A 17,414-nucleotide genomic window follows, 5' to 3' on the forward strand; every position below is an offset into this window, starting at 1 on the left:
CCGGTTATCGCGTCTGGCTCGCTCGCCACTGATTAAAGCTAGAGCGGATAGCCGTTTGGCATTGCTGTAAATAAATTTGGGCGGCGCGATCGCTGGCATGTTCAGTCAAGCAAGCTTGAAACAGAGGCATTGCCAGCTGATAATTTTGCTGTTGATAGAGGGCAAGTGCTTGCTCAAACTGGGCTTTGGTCAATTGCTTTTGGTGGCGGCTGGCGGCTGGGTCAGCGTCAAAAACTTCGTAGATGCGTAGCGACTGAGATTTACCGCGCACAGCCACTTGAGCAATCAGGCGAATGGCATAATCGTTGGGGTTATAAAGCTGTGCCAGCGTATGCTCTGTAATCAGGAGCGACACGCCGTATTCTTTAGTCAGTTTTTCTAATCGGGCGGCAACGTTGACCGTGTCGCTAATAACGGTTGTATCCATCCGGTGTTGGCCGCCTACCGTGCCCAACATCAGCGACCCGGTATTGATGCCAATGCCCATACTGATAGCAGCTTGCCCACGCACCAAGCGACTCTGGTTGTAATCTTGCAGCCGCTCTAGCATCGCTACGCCCGCTTGCACAGCATCATTGGGAGTGCTGCTAAAAAGAGCCATAACCGCATCGCCAATGTATTTGTCAATAAACCCTCCATTATTGACAATGGCAGGTTCCATACGGCGAAAGAAAGCGTTGATAAATTGAAACGTATCTTCCGGTGACATCGCTTCTGACATGGCCGTAAATCCTCGAATGTCGGCGAACAGTACCGACATTTCTCGCTCAATTTGGTCGCCCAGTTGAACATCTACAATGCTGGCGCGATCAAGTAGCTGCATAAACTGACGCGGGACAAACTGCGAAAAAGCCTGATTCACCTGAAACAGTTCATCGGTAAACTGTTTCAGACGGCGCTCGTTTTCGTGGAGTTCTGCAATCAACTGCGCCTGTTCGCGGTTAGCCTGCACCAGTTCTTGTTTAGTCCGAATCAGTTCTTGGGTTTGATGGTAGCTGTTGAGTGCCTCTGTAACGGTCAGCCGCAAGTCTTCTGTTTGCCAAGGTTTGGGAATGTAACGATAGAGATTAGCATTGTGAACGGCATTGACCATCGCTTCTAAAGTGGCCTGTCCGGTCAACATGATTTTGAGAGTGTAAGGTGACAACCGATGCACCTGCAGCAGCAGTTCATCGCCTTTAATCCCCGGCATAATATAGTCTGAGATCACCAGCGGAATTTCGCAGCGATCGCTGAGCAGTTCGGCGACAAGATCCAAAGCATCCTGGCCGTCGTCTGCCATCTCAATTAGATAGCGATCGCCAAAAGCCTCTTTCAACTCTGCTTTGAGACTTTTGAGTACGGTTGTCTCATCGTCTACGCAGACGATCGCCTGTTTGTTCATGACTGGGGTAAGCCTGTTTTGACTGCTTCGATCAGCTCCGCTTCAGACCAAGGTTTAAAGAGACAGCGATGCAAATTAGCCTGAGACTTAGCCCGTTCGATCGCGGCTGCATCTGCTTGCCCGGTGAGCATCACCTTGGTAACTTGGGGGAACCGTTGATGCACCTGAATTAAAAATTCGTCGCCTTTCATCCCTGGCATCAGCCAGTCTGAAACAATCACAATAATATCAATGGCGTCTTGACTGAGTTCATCAATCACTTCCAACGCGTCTTCGGCGTCTTCGGCAATTTCATAGTAGTAGCTGTCCCCAAAGGCTTCTTTAAGCTGGGTTTTCAAACTGTCTAAGACGACTTTCTCATCATCAACACAGAGAATTACAGACTTAGGCATAAGACTAAACAAGTTAAACAGCTAGTTGAGCAGGGGGGCTGACTTCAGCCTGTAGCGCCAAATTTGACGGTAGCCAAAGGGTAAAAACGGTTTGACCCGGCACAGAGGTTACCCGAATGGTGCCCCCGTGGCGATCGACAATTTTTTTGACGATGTTGAGTCCTAGGCCGCTGCCTTCGCCAGCGGGTTTGGTGGTAAAAAAGGGTTCAAAAATCTGACGTTGAATGTCAGGCGCAATGCCTTTGCCGCTATCGGCGATCGCCACTTCTACCCCTTCTCCCTGCGGCTCGACTCGAATACAAAGACAGCCAGAATAATCCATCGCCTGTAGCGCATTGTGAATCAGGTTAGTCCAGACTTGGTTAAGCTGATCTTCAAAACAGCGAATTAGGGGAACGGCTTGATAATGGCGCTCAATCTCTACTCCCCGCTTGAGCTGATTGTGATAAAGCATCAAAGCCGTTTCAATGCCATCTGTTACCAGTGCTTGGGTCGTTTCTCCAGACTGGTCATACCGGGCATAGGTTTTGAGGGCGAAAATAACTTTGCTAGCGCGATCGGCTGCCATCTCAATGGTTTGAATACCGCGCTGAATGCCGGAGAGTTTGTATACAGTCTCTACGATCTGATCGCTGTCGGGGCGCAGCAGCAAAGGCAAAAACGCTTCGGTTTCTTGGTAAAGACCGATATCAACGAGCATATCGGCAATCGTTTCGGCTTTGCTGACGCCTTGCGTTTGGAGTGTTTGCGTCAGACTTTTTCTAAACTTGCGTTCTTCGCGAGCCGAAAGCAGCGAACTTGCTTGCAGCGATCGCTGTAAAAAAGCAATTAGCTGGGTTTGCTCTGGCTCTGAAAGAGACCGTAAGAGCAGAGGTAGTCGTGTCAGGGTCTGTTGTAAAAACTTGGCTACGCTGCCAACCGAGGAGCGAATAGCGCCCAAAGGGGTATTAACCTCATGGGCAACGCCAGCCACTAGCTGCCCTAAACTCGACATTTTTTCTTGATGGATGAGTTGCGCTTGGGTCTGGGTCAGTTCGCTAAGCGTTCCTTGAAGGCGATCGTTAGCGGCTTGTAATTCAGCCGTTCTTTGCACAACCCGATATTCCAACTCCTGATTAGCTGCCGCTAGCGATTCTTTAGCAATTTCTAAATCTTGATGCTGCCGTTTGAGAATACGGTTAGCCCGCGACACAATGGCAAACAGCACTACATACAAAAGCGCCGCTCCGCCCACCATGCCAAGCAAAATTTTGAACTGGTTTCGCTGCACAGCCTGCATCGGCAAAGTGACATCGGTGTAAAGTTCAAGCACGCCCATGACGGGGTCATCAGTTCCGCCTGAGCGAATGGGCACATAAGAAGAGACGAGACGGCGATTGGCTAGCTGGGGGACATCGGCAAAGACGGTGCTGCCATGCTTAAACGAAGAGGCGGTTTCACCGCTTTGAGCGGCTTGAAATCCGGCTGAGGCTGAGCCGTCTAAGCCTGTTTGAGCGGGCACGGTGGAGAAAACAACTCGCCCTGCCTGGTCGAAAATTTTAACCTTAATAACGGGCAGTCCCTGCGTTTCATTCAAAATCGCCTGTCGCAGTTTTTGGGTTTCTGGGGAATATCGCAGCGCCTTTGGACTCAGCGACTGAGTTGAGGTGAGAAAATCCCCATATTCTAGCCAGAGAGAATTGGCAAACGATCGGGTCAAAACCTGATTGTTGTGCTCTACGATTTTGACCAGGTTCGCTACAGCACTTTGGCGATTAAAAACGCCGAAGGCCGCGATCGCAATGGCAAAAGCCGTCAGGCTAGTGGCTGAAAAGTAGCGTGAAAGGTTAAACATCAATCCCCTCAGGCTAGGGCAAATTGTTTACAGTCAAGAGTGCCCAACCGCTGCTACAAACGCGATCGCTAATTTTAATAGCGCTAGAGAATATCTATCGAGCCAGTTGCCGCAGCCAGCGAGTCACCACCAGCACAATAAACCCACCTATTAAAAACAGCCAAACAACCCCCGAAGCAGGGCCTAAAACAGTTCTAACCCGTTCGTAGTTAGCGCCTAAAACATATCCCATCAGGCTTAAAAAACTAATCCAAACCACCGTGCCAAGCGTGGAATAGAACAAAAAAGGTACCATTGGCATCCGGGTTAGACCCGCTGGAATCGAAATGTAGGTGCGAATTCCAGGCACTAAACGCCCTAACCCCACCGCCAAATTGCCCCGACGATGGGCAAACCAACTCACAACTCGCCGGACGTCTTTGCTAGAAAGCGTCAACCAGCGCCCATACCGATCAGCCCAGCTTTCTAGCTTTTCGGCTTTGACCGTGCGCCCCAGATAGTACCAGGGAAAAGCGCCCAAAATAGATCCCAAACTGCCGGAAAGAATGACTAAGCCTAAGTTCAGATTGCCTTGAGCCACCCCAAAGCCAGCCAAAGGCATAATAATTTCTGACGGAATTGGCGGAAACAGATTTTCTAAAAACATTAGAAAAACGATTCCCACATACCCCATTGAGCCAATTGTGTTAGTAACCCACTCCAGCATTAAATTGTGTGATTATCCTTTATGAATTAACGCGAGGTGACTGCAACGTCTGCCAAATTTGCCCCAGCACTAAGGGGATCAAACTCATGCCCAAAACCAAACCCCATCCTGGCCAAGTCGGATGAACCGTTTGCAGTGCCGGAGATAGACCCGGTAAATAAACTGCGCTTAACAACAGTCCTGTACAAACCAGAAGCGATCCCCAAACGTAAGGATTACTCACAACTTCATTTTGCACAATCCCGGTGCCGGGGGTGCGCATATTAAAAACGTGCCACAGGCGACCAAAAGCCAGCGTCAAGAAGGAAGTAGTGACAGCCTGCGACTCATCTAGTCCGAGCCACCATCTTGCAGCCAGAAAAGCTGCTAAAACGGCAGCCGCAATAATCAGACCATAGCCGCCAATGTTCGTCCAGTGCCGCCAGGTTAAAACGGGTTCATCCGCTTTGCGAGGCGGACGCTGCATCATGGTTTCGTTGCCTTCGCCGACCCCCAGCGCTAAAGCGGGAAAAACATCGTTGACAGCGTTCAAATACAAAATTTGCAGCGGCAGTAAAGGTAAGGGTAGACCCGCTAAAGAAGCGATCGCCACTGCTAAAATTTCACCGACATTGCCTGAGAGGAGATAAAAAGTAAACTGGCGAATGTTGCGGAAAATCGCCCTTCCCTGGGCTACCGCTGCCACAATGCTAGAAAAGGCGTCGTCCTGCAATACCATAGCGGCAGCTTCTTGAGCGACCTGGGTACCGCGCCGCCCCATCGCAATGCCAATGTCGGCTTTTTTAAGCGCTGGTGCGTCATTAACGCCGTCTCCGGTCATGGCAACAATATCGCCATGAGCCTGATGCAGTGAGATTAGATTTAGCTTTTGCTCAGGGCTAACGCGGGCAAAAATTTGTACTTGTTCTAGCTGAGTTTGTTCCTCGCTACTCATGTCTTCGAGCGGACGCAAGGCTTTGCCTTCTCTAGCTTGAGCTTCTTGTTGACCCACTAGCCCTACGGCAACGCCAATATTACGGGCAGTAATCACCTGATCGCCAGTGACCATAATCACGCGAATGCCTGCCTGATGACAGGCTTTGAGCGCGTTGCCAACATCCTGACGAGGCGGATCTTCTAGGCCGACAACGCCCAGCAGCGTCAGATCTCGGTAGGGTTCGACTTCGGCTTGATCGGCGGTTTTGGTTGCTAAGGCTAAAATTCGCAGACCCTGCTCGGCCATTTGCGTACACTGATCTTGCCAAAACTGCCGTTCAGAGGCGGCTAGGGGCTGTATGCCCTCATCGGTTAATTGATGAGAGCAGGCTTTAAGCACAGCTTCAGGAGCACCTTTGACCGCAAAACGATAGCCTTTTTCAGCTTCATGTACCGTCGCCATCATTTTGCTCTCTGAGTCAAAGGCAATTTCGCGAACTTCAGGGTAATCTTGCTGTTGCTGTTCCGGGCGAATATTGGCCTTGGCACTGAGAACCAAAAGGGCGATTTCCATCGGATCGCCAATCAATTCGTCTTCCGCTTGTTCAGGTTTGGGTAAAGAGGCGTTATTGCACAGCACCGCCACTTTTAACAGTTGTCGTAAGGCGTTGTTTTGAGTGGCTTCAAGCGGATTGCCTGATTGCAAAAACTCACCTGATTGCTCTAAGGCATCTCCTGTGACTTCAACGCTGCCTGTTGCCAGCGCAACTTGCGTTACGGTCATCCGGTTTTCGGTGAGGGTACCCGTTTTGTCGGTGCAAATAATGCTGGTTGCCCCTAAGGTTTCAACCGCTGAAAGCTTATTAATCAGCGCATTTCGTTTAGCCATGCGCCACATGCCTCTGGCTAGGGCAACAGTCGCTACAATGGGTAACCCTTCTGGGACGGCGGCTACTGAAAGGGCGATCGCGGTTTCGACCATTAGCACCAGATCTTTACCGCCTAAAATACCGGAAATAGCGACCACCACCGCGATCGCCAGCGTAATCCAAATGAGACGGCGACCCAGTTCATCTAAGCGCTTTTCTAGCGGTGTTACCTGGTCTTCGGCTTCAGCCGTCAGCGAAGAGATTTTGCCTAGCTCAGTGTCCATGCCTGTTGCAACGGCGACCCCTTCTCCAGTTCCCCGCGTAACAGCGGTGCCCTTAAAAAGCATATTTTCTTGCTCTGCCAAGGGACGTTCGGCGGCAATGGCTGCTGTCGTTTTGCTGACTGGCAAAGATTCTCCCGTCAGCGGTGATTCATCAACCTGTAGCTTAGAAGCTTTGATCAGGCGCAAATCGGCTGAAACCAGGTCTCCCCCCTCTAACACCACAATGTCACCCGGCACAATGTCTTCTGCCGAAATAACCTGCACTTCACCCGCGCGGCGCACCTGCGCCTGCGATTTACTCAGTTGCTTGAGTGACTCCATTGAACGGACAGCTTTGACTTCTGTGAAAAAGCCAATACCAGCGTTGAGGCCAATAGCAATTAAAATCGCAATCCCTTCAATCCATTCTTGAAAAGCAAACGAAAGGACAGCCGCGATCGCTAGTAGCGCGATGATAGGACTTTTAAACTGGGTGACAAAAATTTCCCAACTGCTGCGTCGCGGTGCTGTTTGCAACTGGTTAGGCCCATGCTTTTGGTAGCGTTTTTTAGCTTCAGCCGGATCAAGCCCTCGCTCTGGCTCAACCGCGTAAGTCTTTAAAGCATCGTCAACAGACTGAGATCCAATTACACTGCGATCGCGGCTATCACCCACAAGAGACTCCGAGTTACTGCAAAACTGTAGACAAGGTCGATTCCCAACTCTAGGTCGTAGCCTCTGCTGGTAGATCTACCGGACTACAGATCTTTAGCGGCTCTGAAAAAAATCTTTACGCCAGATGGGTCGTTGACCCAATACGGATCCGATTAAGATCTGGGGTGAGGGTGACGCTCAACTAGCGTCTCTGGCTGGCGTTACCAGCGTTCTTGCCTGTCGCTTGGCTCAGAATCTATCTCAGGGAAGAGTAGAGCGATCGGTTCTGCTGACATACTAAAGGCCATAAGGGAACGCAGGGCGCGTGATTTCCCCAGTCACGCGCTTTTTTGCTGCCAAAAAACAGGCGATCGCCAACGCTTTTTACCCTGCAAGTTTTACAGCGTTAGGCGATCGACATCTGGGTTAGCTAGGTTAACTCAGAGCTAATTATTAAAATACTGGTAATAACTGTCTGTCTCAGAGACTTCACTTTGCACTTGCGTTTTGTTTGACTTAATTTCAGCTTTCATCGCCAGCAAAGCCTGAATTTGACGCAAAAAGTCTTCTATAGAAAAAGGCTTACGTAGAAAACCGTTGGCTCGGGCGGTTGCTTCTCTGGCCACATCAATTTCTTCATGGGCAGTCATTAATAAAATCGGCATGAAGGGCAAATCAGGATTGTTGCGGATATGCTGGAGCACTTCATAGCCATTCATCCTCGGCAGCATCACGTCTAGCAAAACTAAATCCGGAGGAGACTGCTCAATTTTTTCTAGGGCGGTTTGGCCGTCTTCCGCTAAGGTCAGGTTGTAGTTTTCATCTTCCAAAATCGCCTGGATTAGAAACAGGCTATCGGGCGAATCATCTACAGCAAGAATGTGACTTTTTTTAGGAAAATTATCCTGGCTTAGCTTTTGCGAAAACATGTTATTAAACTGGCAGTATGCTATCTTTCATTATTTTCTTGTTTTCAAGCAGAAAAAACCTACTCAATAATTAAAAATTTTAGACAACAGCTGTGATTTTTATCACCCCCCCAGGGATATAATCGCCTGCTCTAGTAGTGTTCCCAGGTATTAGAAACCGCTACAGCAGCTAACTCCTTCCTTTATTGTCAACAGCTTGTTTGCTGAATTTATTGCGCTGATTGAGCATGACGCAAAAATTTTTCAGCCGTCACTAGATTTTTTTCGGGGACAGTTCCCGTTTCGAAAGCGGTTATGTTGTCTAGGGTGGTTTGGGCAATGTTGCTCAAGGCTTCCTGGGTAAAGAAGGCTTGATGCCCCGTGATTAAAACGTTCGGAAAAGTCAAAAGCCGCTGAAACGTGTCATCTTGAATCACTTCATTAGAAAGATCTTCAAAAAATAAATCGCCTTCTTGCTCGTACACATCCAAGCCCAAATAGCCGAGCTTCCGTTCTTTGAGCGCCATAATCACGGCTTCTGTATCAATCAGCCCGCCGCGACTTGTATTGATCAGCATCACACCAGGCTTCATTTTTTGCAGCGCAATGCTGTCAATCAGGTGATAAGTCGTGGGCACTAACGGACAATGCAGCGTCACAATATCGGCAGCAGCCAGCAAGTCATCGAGTTCAACGTACTGAACCCCCAAGGCTTCGCAGTCTGGATTCGGGTTAACGTCGTAGCCCAGCAGATGACAGCCAAATCCGGCTAAAAGTCGAGCCACAATTTCGCCAATTTTGCCTGTGCCGACAATTCCAACCGTTTTTTGATGCAGATCAAACCCAATCAGCCCGCCGAGAGCAAAGTTGCCTTCGCGCACCCGGTTGTAGGCGCGATAAATTTGACGATTTAGCGCCAGTATCAACCCTAAGGTATGCTCTGCCACTGCATAGGGTGAATAGGCTGGCACCCGAACTACGGTGATTTGATGCTGTTCGGCCGCTTCTAAGTCAACATTGTTGAAACCTGCACAGCGTAACGCAACTAGCTCTACTCCGTGGTTGGCTAGCTGGGTTAGGGTATCTGCATCTAGCTGATCGTTAACAAACACACAAACACCCGTAAATCCCTGGGCGAGTGGCGCGGTGCTGGCATCAAGGTGAGGCTCAAAGAAGGTGAGATCGTGCTGCTGATTGCTTTGCTGAAAGAAAACACGGTCGTAGGCTTTGGTGCTGAAGAAGGCAATCTTCATTACTGCGTACTTCTGTAGCGGTATTCAAATCAGAGTTTGGTGGGCTTAAAAACAGTTAAATCTTAAAAAACAATTAAGTCCTGAGAAAGAAAAAACAGATTTAACGGTTGGCTCTACTTTGCCTAACTTTTGAGCTGAAATTAGCGACTAGAGACAATTCTCACCAGCCAAATTACTAAAAACATCAGCACAAAGTAGGAAGCCATCGCTACCAATAAATTGACATCAAAAATATTGAGATTGCCGTTAAAGGTAGGGCTGATAAATAACGTGGAAAATGGCGTTACGAAAGGCTGCGAGAGATTGTAGATAATGTTGGCAAACGTGTTGTCAGGGTTGGCTCCGCTTAGTCGTAGGATAAAGCGCAATAGCAGCAGTAATTCTAAGGCACCGACTAAAAAATAGATACCTTGTTCGAACTTGCGGGCGATCGCATTTTGGTGAGCCGATTCTAGATAGTGTTCTTCACGCTGTAGGCGCTGGCGTTCAGTCTCTTCGGCAGAGAACTGCTGATAGTTGTCGTCTTGGTTAGGATTGGGGCGATCGTTCACAATGCCTCCTGCGTCTCATCGGGGGCAACGCGCTGTCGGCGTCAGCAGTTGCTTATCCTAGCATCCTCCAAAAGCTTCAGCCTGTGAATGGCCTATAGGCAGAAAAAGGTGAGTAGGACGAACCCACCCACCTAGCACAGGAGTTACGAGGAGATACGACAACAGTCAAACGCTGCTAGTCGTCGCACTATAAGAGATTAGTGCGCCTCTACTATTTCATAGGAATCGGGCGAGGACTGTTCATTTTAGGAAAAAATTTGGAATTTACCATTGCCGTGCGCTTTGCTCAGTATTGAAAAAGCTTAATTGCACAGGGCTACAGCTCAATTTCTTCGATCGCTTCAAGGTTAGGCAGGGGTGGGGCTGAGGGCGGGGCGAAAGCAGCCAAACTGCGCTGACAGCGAATGGCAAAGGGGCAACTGGGACAAATGCCCTTAGCAAGATCAACTTTGGGTAGAGCGGCTGGCTGCGATCGCCACTGGTGAAGTTGAGCCGTTAGCTGGCTTAAGTCGTGGCGTGTCTGCTCGTGCTGCTGTTCACTGTATTGAAAGGTTTGTTGCTGGGGTTGTAGGCGCTGGCTCTGGCGATCGCGGTGGCGGACAAACCAATAGGTGATTGAAATTTGATGGGGGCTAAGCGTGGTGGTTTCTGCCAGCACATAAGGATATAAGCGAGTTTGCCAGTCTTGGGCTAAAAACGTGCGATCGCGAGGTTGCAAGTAGGTTTTCCAGTCGATGATCTGTCCTCGCTGCGGCTGAAGAATGATCAAATCGTAAATGACCGTCAGCAAATAGCCGGCAAATTCCAGCGTGCGGCGGTGTTCGCTTTGACGAAAGCTGGCCAACTCCGGCGCAAATAGCGCTGGGGCAGCTTTGACTAACTGCTCAAGGCTTTCTTGCAAGTCGGTTTCGGTAGCGGCGAGGGCGTCAATGGGTAGACCCAGTTCGCGTTGCTGCATCAGTAGGTGAAACTGACTGCCCCAAGCGACGTTAGCCTGCTGGTCAGCCGCTAGCGGCAAGCCTAGTTCGTCAAAGTAGGTATATTGAAATTTGCGCGGGCAGGTCGTCAATAAATTCAGCGACCCTTGAGAAAGGGGTAGAGGAGGCTGAGGCGTGGCCAGCGAGACTGTCATAGGGTTTGGACTGTCTGCAACAAAACTGATTGCATCCGTGTCAATTATCCTAGACCATTTGCGGATAGGGTGTTTTTGAGCGCTAAAAACAGGGTGAGGCGTCAGAAGTGGCTGACGCCAGCGCCGATTGACAAGCGCTAAATTGACAAGTGCTAAGGGGGGCTGTGATGCTTTGCCTATTGAGCCTATTGCTAATGTCTAGCGCTGTAGCCACAAGCGTTAAACCATTTCAATGGCGTAAGCTGCTAACAGAAAACCTTTCATTCTGCCCTCTGCCGCCTTTTGCCTTTAGCCATAACAAAAGCTGTAACAAATGAGATACACGAGCCGTTGCAATGGATAGGGATCTTCGCCAAGCAGTGTTTACGCAAGCCCGCGATCGCTTTGAGCGAGTTGGTCAGTGGTTGGGGTTAGCAATGGTAATTTTGCTGATATTTCAAGTGCTGACGTTACAGCCCTTTATCAGCCTGAGTCGCCAAATCGCGCAGGCTCAAGCCCATAGCCAACAGCTTGCGCAAATACAACCCAGTTTTGAGCAGCTAGAGGCTGCTATTGAGGCGACTCAGCCCTATCGTGAGCAGATCAACCAAGCTGCCGATGAAACAGCCCAAGCGCTGATTGCTGATTTTGCCAGTTTAGATCAAGTCGTGCAGGAAATTCGCTCTGAAGCGCCCTCTGCGGTTGCTAACCCCGATAGCGCTGAGCCAGCGGCGGCAAGGCTCGTCCCCGTTCAACAGCCATCGTCAACCGCAGAAAGTGCCCCACCCACCGAGTTGGCGCTAACACCGACTTTAGCCGCAGAAATTCAGCAGGTGAATGAAATTGATGCCCTCCGAGCCGTTTTGACGCCTTACCTGCGCAGTGAAATTATTGATCCCCGGTTTGCCCAGTTGAATCGGCGATTGGAGGATATTGGCGCTGAAATTGAGGGTAAAGCTGACGATATTCTGGTGCAGACTGAGGCCATTCAGCGGCAGGTGAAAGCCATTCCGGCAGCGACCCCGCTCGCTCAGCAGACGACTGCACTACAGACACAAGTTGAAACCATCAAAGACCGGGTGGCGACGCTAGCGGTTCGTCCGCCCGCCGACAATGACTGGTGGCGAAGTGCCCGTGGCAAGGTGGGGGTAACACAGTCGATCGCTAACGTTGCGGTTGAAAAATTGCTACCCACCAGCTTAGAAACCGCTGCGAATCAACTGACTCAAGATTTGAACACCCTGCTTAGCCAGCAGCAAGCGCTACAAGCAGAACTGGCTCAGGCGATCGCGCTACTGGAAGCTGACTTTAGCACCCAGCAAGAAAAGCTAGCGGGGCTGGGTACGCCCTTCAAGTGGGTGGCTTTGGATTTAGACTTTGCGGCGGCTCGATTTCCGCTATTGCTAGCTGGGATATTGTCAGCTTTGTTGGCATGGCAAAGTCAGCGTTTGCAGGCGTTGGCGGCGGCGATTTGCTTTCAGCCTGCACCCCGTCAAGCGTTGTGGGACTGGTACTTTTACCAAACGCGGGGTTTGGTGACGGGGTTGTCACTGCGATCGCTCAAACAAGTTCAGCAAAACTTATTGCCCATTGGCCTTTTGGTTTGGGTGGCGATCGCGGCTTTTCAAGTCTCCTGGCTAGAACAGGTGAGTTTAGCCGCAGCGCTACTGATGCTGTTGCTGGCTTGGGGGCTGTTGCTGCTGGCTTTTGAGCAGCGGCGGCGGGTGTGGCAGCAGGGGCTATCGCTGAGTCGGCGCGAGGAGGCTGAGTCGCCCGCCGCCCCGATAGACGAAGCCACCATTTAAGGGTGGGTCTTACTCAAAACAAACACGCTGCCTTCGTTGCCACGACCTAAACGTAGATCGTGATCTAAATAGGTGATTTCTAGCCATCCCTGCTGGCGATCGCGGTCAATACTAAAGTCTATGGCCTGCAAAAGTGACAGCTTGGGGGTATTTTGCAGCTTGTGAATGAACTGTTGAGGTGAACGGTAGTCTGCTAGCCGCTGCAGGGCTAAAATGCCGCGCTCAAACTGGACGTTGACTCGCTGATCAGAAACAGGTTCAAAGGTGGCGGCAACCGCTACCAGCCCTTCTAAAAACGGTAGGCTGCTCACCTCGGCAATGTTGTAAATTTTAGCTTCAGTCGGACGCACACATTGATAAATTGACCCCAGCGTTAACAGCGGCCAGCGGTCAATCCCCAGCAGCTCTTGGCTAGAGGTATAGAGCAAGCGCCAGTCGCCAGCTAACAATTCTGGCGCTTCTAATGGCTTTGGAGTAGGGTTGTAGTCTTCTAAGCGGGCGATCGCGGCTAAGATAGCTGTTTTGTCAGTGGGGCTAGCTGAAAGTCCACGGTTTTTTGTGGCGATCGCCGCTTTAAGCTCAGCTTTTGCTAACATGCTAGATTCCTTCCCCTTTCAGCAATTCACCCGACTCAGGCTTTTTTACAAGAAATATGTCTAAACGTCGCGGTTTGTTGATATTAGATTGACATATGCTAGAAGATGGGCTATCCATCCAATGGTAGACTCGTCATGGCACGAATCGAGCGGCTAGTTGCGGTGAAATTATCCCAGCAAACAGACCGTTTTTACTAACCAACGCTGTTGAACCTCAATTTTGGAGAGGCCAATTTAACTATGGTATACAACCCCTCACTGCGACAAATTCCGCGCGATCAGCCAGCAGCGGTGATTCCCCTACAGCAAAACGCTTCCATCTTGGATTGGTTAGAAAAATCAGGACGACTGATTGCTCGCGATCCGGTTGAAGTGGTCAAGTCTGAAGCCGACAACGAAGAAATTACCGACCTCATGGGGAATGACGACAGTTTTGAAGAAGACGAGGACGATGATCTCGATTTAGATGACGACTAAAACCCATTGAGCGGTTGGTCGTAGTCAATGTCGGGTTATTGTGGCCTGTCATCAAGCTGAGTATAAGCGTTTGGCCAAAATAGCGCAGGTTTTACTGAAGCTGCTATTTTGGCGTGAAAGGTGTGGTGTGAGTGTAAAGGGTTTGCCGTGGATGCTAAATTTTTCTCGACGAAGTCGATTGATTTGTCAGGGATAAAGCTGCTGTGGATCATTACTAGCAGCTTGGGAGTCGCTGCGATCGCCTTAGATGCGATCGCAGCACGGTCGTTTTTAGGCATGAATTCTTTGGGATTACCGTTGCTGTTAGCAGCGGTTTTGAGCGCAGGTTTAGGTCTGTGGGCGGTTCCGTTGCTGCGGGCGCTCAAGGCTGGGCAGTTTATTCGGGAAGAAGGCCCGCAAGCCCACCTCAAAAAAGCCGGAACGCCAACTATGGGCGGTATTTTCTTTGTGCCAGTAGCCGTTGTCGTGGCCTTGGTGCTGACGGGCTTTTCCAACCATGTTTTGGCCGTTTCTGCCTTAACGCTGGCCTATGGACTCATCGGCTGGCTAGACGACTGGCAAGTGCTGCGGCGGCGTTCTAACAAAGGCATTTCTGCCAAAATGAAGCTGGCGCTGCAGATTGGTTTTGCTGTGCTGTTTTGTCTTTGGGTGCTGGGTACTCAGCCAGCATCCTTGACTACGGTTACCTTGCCTTTGGGACTGTCTTTACCGTTGGGCTTTCTGTTTTGGCCGCTGGCTGGGTTTGTTTTGGTGGCTGAAAGCAACGCCACTAATTTAACCGATGGCGTAGATGGCCTAATGGCGGGAACTGGCGCGATCGCGCTTTTGGGTTTGGGGGCGTTGGTAGCGCCGTCTCACCCTGACCTGATGGTTTTTTGTGCGGCTTTAAGTGGCAGTTGCTTGGGCTTTTTGGCTCACAACCGCAACCCGGCCAAAGTGTTTATGGGCGATACAGGCTCTTTAGCCCTGGGAGGGGCTTTGGCTGCCGTTGGCATTCTCAGCGGCAATTTGTTTGGGTTGTTGGTGGTAACGCTGCTCTTTTTTGCGGAGACGGTGTCTGTCATTTTGCAGGTTAGCTACTATAAAGCCACCAAAGGGCCTGACGGCATTGGTAAGCGCCTGTTTAAAATGGCTCCGTTGCATCATCACTTTGAGCTATCTGGCTGGTCTGAGGTGCGGGTCGTAGCGACTTTTTATGGCATAACCGCTATTTTTGCGCTGGTGGCTCTGGCAACGCTTGCCTGAGCAAGGCGATCGCCCGCTAGCTGAATACTGAGTGAATAGCGCTGTTCTGACTGGTCAGGACAGCGCTTTGCGATGGGAGTTATGAATGCTGAACAAACAGTAGCCAAATTCCAACTAGCGCGACGCTAGCGCCTCCTAAAGCTCGCAAACTGACGCGATCGCCCAACCAAAGCGCAATCGGCAAAATGAAGAGCGGACTGGTCGCCATGAGGGATTGGGCAATACCCGTTGGCGCAAACTTGAGCGCCGTTTGTTGTAGCCAAAGAGCCAGGTAAGTGCCTAAAACAGCAGCGACAACAACAACGCCTACCAAACGAGGCGATCGCAGCGGTTGAGCATCTCGCCCCAATCGCCTTTGGGCTAACAGCAAAACCAGCAGCGTGATCACACCTCCCACCAGCCGCAGCAACGTACTCCACAGCGGATCAATGCCTGTACCTGTCAGCGCTGCCCGCGAAAGCACCACGCCAATGGCCTGCCCAAAAGCGGCTAAAAGCCCCCACAAAACCCCGCGCCAGGGATGAGCCTGCACCGGATTGACATCGGGCACCCGCTCAGAAATGACCCAACTCACCCCCAACAACGTCAGCAACATACCTAACCAGGCACTTAGCGATAGCACCTCAGCCAAAAAAATCCAGGCGATGAGGGCGGCTATTGGCGGGGCTAACGATTCCATCAGCAAAACCCGACGCGCACCCAGATGGTTGAGGGCGTTGAAGTAAGCCGTATCCCCTAAGCCAATGCCAATGATGCCGCTGAGCAGTAGTAAGCCTAACGCCAGAGGTTCAATGTTTGAGGGCTGGCTTCCCCGCAGCCCCAAGGTTAAACCCACAAACGCGATCGCCAGAAGACCCTTAGACAGGTTGAGCATCAAAGGCGAAAGGCGTTTACCCAGGCGGCCAAAAATAACCGTTGAAACAGCCCACAAAAAAGCAGCTACCAAAGCTGCCAGTTCTCCTGTGAAGCTAAACCCAGCGTTTAATAAGTAGGCAGACATAGATGAGTCAGATTAAGGCGACTAGGTCAGTATTTAGCGTTGGCTACTTGCTCACACTTTCATACAGCCTTTCAGAGGGCGTTTAAAAAGTGATCTGCTGTAGCTTTAGACACCTGCTGATCCCCTGTCCCCTGCTGAAACAAGGGGAATCAAAAGTCCCCCTCGTTAAGGAGGATTTAGGAGGATCTCCACTTTTGCGACAAAAAATAGGACTTTTCAAGCAGTCTTTCAGATGCATCCGTTCTACTCGTGCTTTTGCAGACTTAACAGGCAAAATCTACGGGGCTTGTAGCTGCTCTGAAACCTGGCGAATTACACTCGCTTCAACCTGGTTAGTCACCTTCGCCTCACCAATGCGTGTTGGCAATACAAACCGTACCTGACCGTCTTTGACTTTTTTGTCAGTTTTCAGGGTTTCCAAAATATCGTTAATCGACAGTTCTGCTGGTATGTGTGTGGGCAACCCTGTTTTTTGGATTAAAGCTAGCTGGCGATCGCATTCGGCCTCAGTCCACCAACCCATCTCCGCCGCAATTTGCCCTGCCGCCACCATCCCAATCGCCACCGCTTCACCGTGGTTAACACTGCGATAACCCGTCAGGCTTTCGACCGCATGACCAAGGGTGTGACCATAGTTAAGAATTGCCCGCAGCCCGCCTTCTTTTTCATCTTCAGCCACCACTTCCGCTTTGGCTTGGCAAGAGCGGGTGAGGATAGATTGCAGCAAATCGGCTGAAATATGGCGAAGCTGATCGAGCCGTTCTGCCGCTTCTAACTGTTCAAACAAATCCACATCCCAAATCACACCGTACTTAATCACCTCCGCCATGCCCGCCCGAAACTCACGGGCAGGCAGCGTCTTTAAAACTTGCGGATCAATGAGAACCAAACGCGGCTGGTGAAAAGCCCCGATTAGATTTTTGCCCTGGGGATGATTCACCCCGGTTTTACCACCAATAGAGGCATCCACCATTGCCAGCAGCGAAGTTGGCATTTGCACTACGGCAATGCCCCGCAGCCAAGTAGCGGCAGCAAACCCCGTCATGTCGCCAATTACCCCCCCGCCCAGCGCTACCATCGCCGAACCCCGTTCTAGACGGTTTGCCAGTGCGGCATCGTAGAGCTTTTGCACGGACTTCAGGGTTTTGTAGCGCTCTCCGGCTGGCAAAATGCAGTGGCTCACCTGAAATCCAGCTTGAGTGAGCGAGGCGATCGCCTGTTCGCCATAATGCTTAAAAATCACTGGGTTAGACACCAGCAGCACTTTTTGCCCAGGTTTGAGTAAAGGCTGCTGGCGATCGCTCAGCCAAGCCCCTACCTGTGTTCGCACTTGGGGCGCAATCACAACATTGTAGGCTTGCTGGGGCAGCGCCACCGAAAGAATAGATTTCATAGGTTGAATGCGAGAAGGGAAGCGGACGTGCTTCAATAATTCTTAGCAAGTTATGAGG

At 50.6% G+C, this 17,414-nt stretch carries 15 protein-coding genes; 3 read left to right on the top strand and 12 right to left on the bottom strand.

Going from position 1 to position 17,414, the window contains the following annotated elements; genetic code table 11:
* Positions 1–4 precede the first annotated feature (4 nt).
* The 9 genes from ACTS3T_RS10295 to ACTS3T_RS10335 all read right to left on the bottom strand — a co-directional run bounded on the left by ACTS3T_RS10295 (position 5) and on the right by ACTS3T_RS10335 (position 10,861).
* Positions 5–1,384: an adenylate/guanylate cyclase domain-containing protein gene (locus tag ACTS3T_RS10295; protein ID WP_377961494.1), complete on the bottom strand. Its 1,380-nt coding sequence runs from the start codon at positions 1,382–1,384 to the stop codon at positions 5–7.
* Positions 1,381–1,776: a response regulator gene (locus ACTS3T_RS10300; protein ID WP_377961492.1), complete on the bottom strand. Its 396-nt coding sequence runs from the start codon at positions 1,774–1,776 to the stop codon at positions 1,381–1,383. Before ACTS3T_RS10300 ends, ACTS3T_RS10295 begins: the two co-directional genes overlap by 4 nt.
* A gap of 13 nt (positions 1,777–1,789) precedes the next feature.
* Positions 1,790–3,610 carry a sensor histidine kinase gene (locus tag ACTS3T_RS10305; RefSeq protein WP_377961489.1) on the bottom strand — a complete coding sequence of 607 codons (1,821 nt, stop codon included), beginning with the start codon at positions 3,608–3,610 and terminating at the stop codon, positions 1,790–1,792.
* Positions 3,611–3,704: 94 nt separating this feature from the next.
* Positions 3,705–4,316: a DedA family protein gene (locus ACTS3T_RS10310; RefSeq protein WP_377961487.1), complete on the bottom strand. Its 612-nt coding sequence runs from the start codon at positions 4,314–4,316 to the stop codon at positions 3,705–3,707.
* Positions 4,317–4,335: 19 nt separating this feature from the next.
* Positions 4,336–7,038, bottom strand: a complete 2,703-nt coding sequence (locus ACTS3T_RS10315) for a cation-translocating P-type ATPase (RefSeq protein ID WP_377961484.1) — start codon at positions 7,036–7,038, stop codon at positions 4,336–4,338.
* A 425-nt stretch (positions 7,039–7,463) separates the two neighbouring features.
* Positions 7,464–7,946: a response regulator gene (locus ACTS3T_RS10320; protein ID WP_377961482.1), complete on the bottom strand. Its 483-nt coding sequence runs from the start codon at positions 7,944–7,946 to the stop codon at positions 7,464–7,466.
* Between the two features lie 209 nt (positions 7,947–8,155).
* Complete coding sequence (locus tag ACTS3T_RS10325) at positions 8,156–9,178, bottom strand: 2-hydroxyacid dehydrogenase (protein WP_377961479.1); 1,023 nt, start codon at positions 9,176–9,178, stop codon at positions 8,156–8,158.
* A gap of 140 nt (positions 9,179–9,318) precedes the next feature.
* A complete protein-coding gene (locus ACTS3T_RS10330; RefSeq protein WP_377961476.1) occupies positions 9,319–9,729 on the bottom strand; it encodes a YggT family protein in 411 nt (136 codons plus the stop codon).
* 316 nt (positions 9,730–10,045) lie between these two features.
* On the bottom strand, positions 10,046–10,861 hold the full coding sequence (locus ACTS3T_RS10335; protein ID WP_377961474.1) for a PD-(D/E)XK nuclease family protein: 816 nt from the start codon (positions 10,859–10,861) through the stop codon (positions 10,046–10,048).
* Positions 10,862–11,196: 335 nt separating this feature from the next.
* On the opposite strand from ACTS3T_RS10335, the gene ACTS3T_RS10340 reads away from it, so the two are divergent.
* Positions 11,197–12,645, top strand: a complete 1,449-nt coding sequence (locus ACTS3T_RS10340; protein ID WP_377961471.1) for a hypothetical protein — start codon at positions 11,197–11,199, stop codon at positions 12,643–12,645.
* Here ACTS3T_RS10340 and ACTS3T_RS10345 read toward each other — a convergent pair.
* Positions 12,642–13,241 (bottom strand): PAP/fibrillin family protein, encoded by a 600-nt coding sequence (locus ACTS3T_RS10345; protein ID WP_377961469.1) that lies wholly within the window; start codon positions 13,239–13,241, stop codon positions 12,642–12,644. The genes ACTS3T_RS10340 and ACTS3T_RS10345 overlap by 4 nt on opposite strands.
* Before the next feature lie 240 nt (positions 13,242–13,481).
* Between ACTS3T_RS10345 and ACTS3T_RS10350 the strand changes: the two genes are divergently transcribed.
* On the top strand, positions 13,482–13,718 hold the full coding sequence (locus ACTS3T_RS10350) for a DUF3134 domain-containing protein (protein ID WP_377961467.1): 237 nt from the start codon (positions 13,482–13,484) through the stop codon (positions 13,716–13,718).
* 147 nt (positions 13,719–13,865) lie between these two features.
* Complete coding sequence (mraY, locus tag ACTS3T_RS10355) at positions 13,866–14,963, top strand: phospho-N-acetylmuramoyl-pentapeptide-transferase (protein ID WP_377961464.1); 1,098 nt, start codon at positions 13,866–13,868, stop codon at positions 14,961–14,963.
* Positions 14,964–15,042: 79 nt separating this feature from the next.
* On the opposite strand, the gene ACTS3T_RS10360 is transcribed toward mraY, so the two are convergent.
* Together ACTS3T_RS10360 and aroB are read right to left on the bottom strand one after the other, a co-directional pair.
* On the bottom strand, positions 15,043–15,963 hold the full coding sequence (locus ACTS3T_RS10360; protein WP_377961461.1) for a DMT family transporter: 921 nt from the start codon (positions 15,961–15,963) through the stop codon (positions 15,043–15,045).
* A 277-nt stretch (positions 15,964–16,240) separates the two neighbouring features.
* The gene (gene aroB, locus ACTS3T_RS10365; RefSeq protein WP_377961460.1) at positions 16,241–17,356 is read right to left on the bottom strand and encodes a 3-dehydroquinate synthase; all 1,116 of its coding nucleotides are present in this window, start codon (positions 17,354–17,356) and stop codon (positions 16,241–16,243) included.
* Between the last annotated feature and the right edge of the window lie 58 nt (positions 17,357–17,414).

Origin of the sequence: Almyronema sp. (genome assembly GCF_052168255.1) — a bacterium.
Lineage (GTDB): Bacteria > Cyanobacteriota > Cyanobacteriia > Phormidesmidales > Phormidesmidaceae > Sphaerothrix > Sphaerothrix epifaneia.

What these genes read in the sequence shown, in the direction of transcription:
- ACTS3T_RS10295 (WP_377961494.1), bottom strand. Translation starts at nt 1,384, where the DNA reads ATGAACAAACAGGCGATCGTCTGCGTAGACGATGAGACAACCGTACTC.
- ACTS3T_RS10300 (WP_377961492.1), bottom strand. Translation starts at nt 1,776, where the DNA reads ATGCCTAAGTCTGTAATTCTCTGTGTTGATGATGAGAAAGTCGTCTTA.
- ACTS3T_RS10305 (WP_377961489.1), bottom strand. Translation starts at nt 3,610, where the DNA reads ATGTTTAACCTTTCACGCTACTTTTCAGCCACTAGCCTGACGGCTTTT.
- ACTS3T_RS10310 (WP_377961487.1), bottom strand. Translation starts at nt 4,316, where the DNA reads ATGCTGGAGTGGGTTACTAACACAATTGGCTCAATGGGGTATGTGGGA.
- ACTS3T_RS10320 (WP_377961482.1), bottom strand. Translation starts at nt 7,946, where the DNA reads ATGTTTTCGCAAAAGCTAAGCCAGGATAATTTTCCTAAAAAAAGTCAC.
- ACTS3T_RS10325 (WP_377961479.1), bottom strand. Translation starts at nt 9,178, where the DNA reads ATGAAGATTGCCTTCTTCAGCACCAAAGCCTACGACCGTGTTTTCTTT.
- ACTS3T_RS10335 (WP_377961474.1), bottom strand. Translation starts at nt 10,861, where the DNA reads ATGACAGTCTCGCTGGCCACGCCTCAGCCTCCTCTACCCCTTTCTCAA.
- ACTS3T_RS10340 (WP_377961471.1), top strand. Translation starts at nt 11,197, where the DNA reads ATGGATAGGGATCTTCGCCAAGCAGTGTTTACGCAAGCCCGCGATCGC.
- ACTS3T_RS10345 (WP_377961469.1), bottom strand. Translation starts at nt 13,241, where the DNA reads ATGTTAGCAAAAGCTGAGCTTAAAGCGGCGATCGCCACAAAAAACCGT.
- ACTS3T_RS10350 (WP_377961467.1), top strand. Translation starts at nt 13,482, where the DNA reads ATGGTATACAACCCCTCACTGCGACAAATTCCGCGCGATCAGCCAGCA.
- ACTS3T_RS10360 (WP_377961461.1), bottom strand. Translation starts at nt 15,963, where the DNA reads ATGTCTGCCTACTTATTAAACGCTGGGTTTAGCTTCACAGGAGAACTG.
- aroB (WP_377961460.1), bottom strand. Translation starts at nt 17,356, where the DNA reads ATGAAATCTATTCTTTCGGTGGCGCTGCCCCAGCAAGCCTACAATGTT.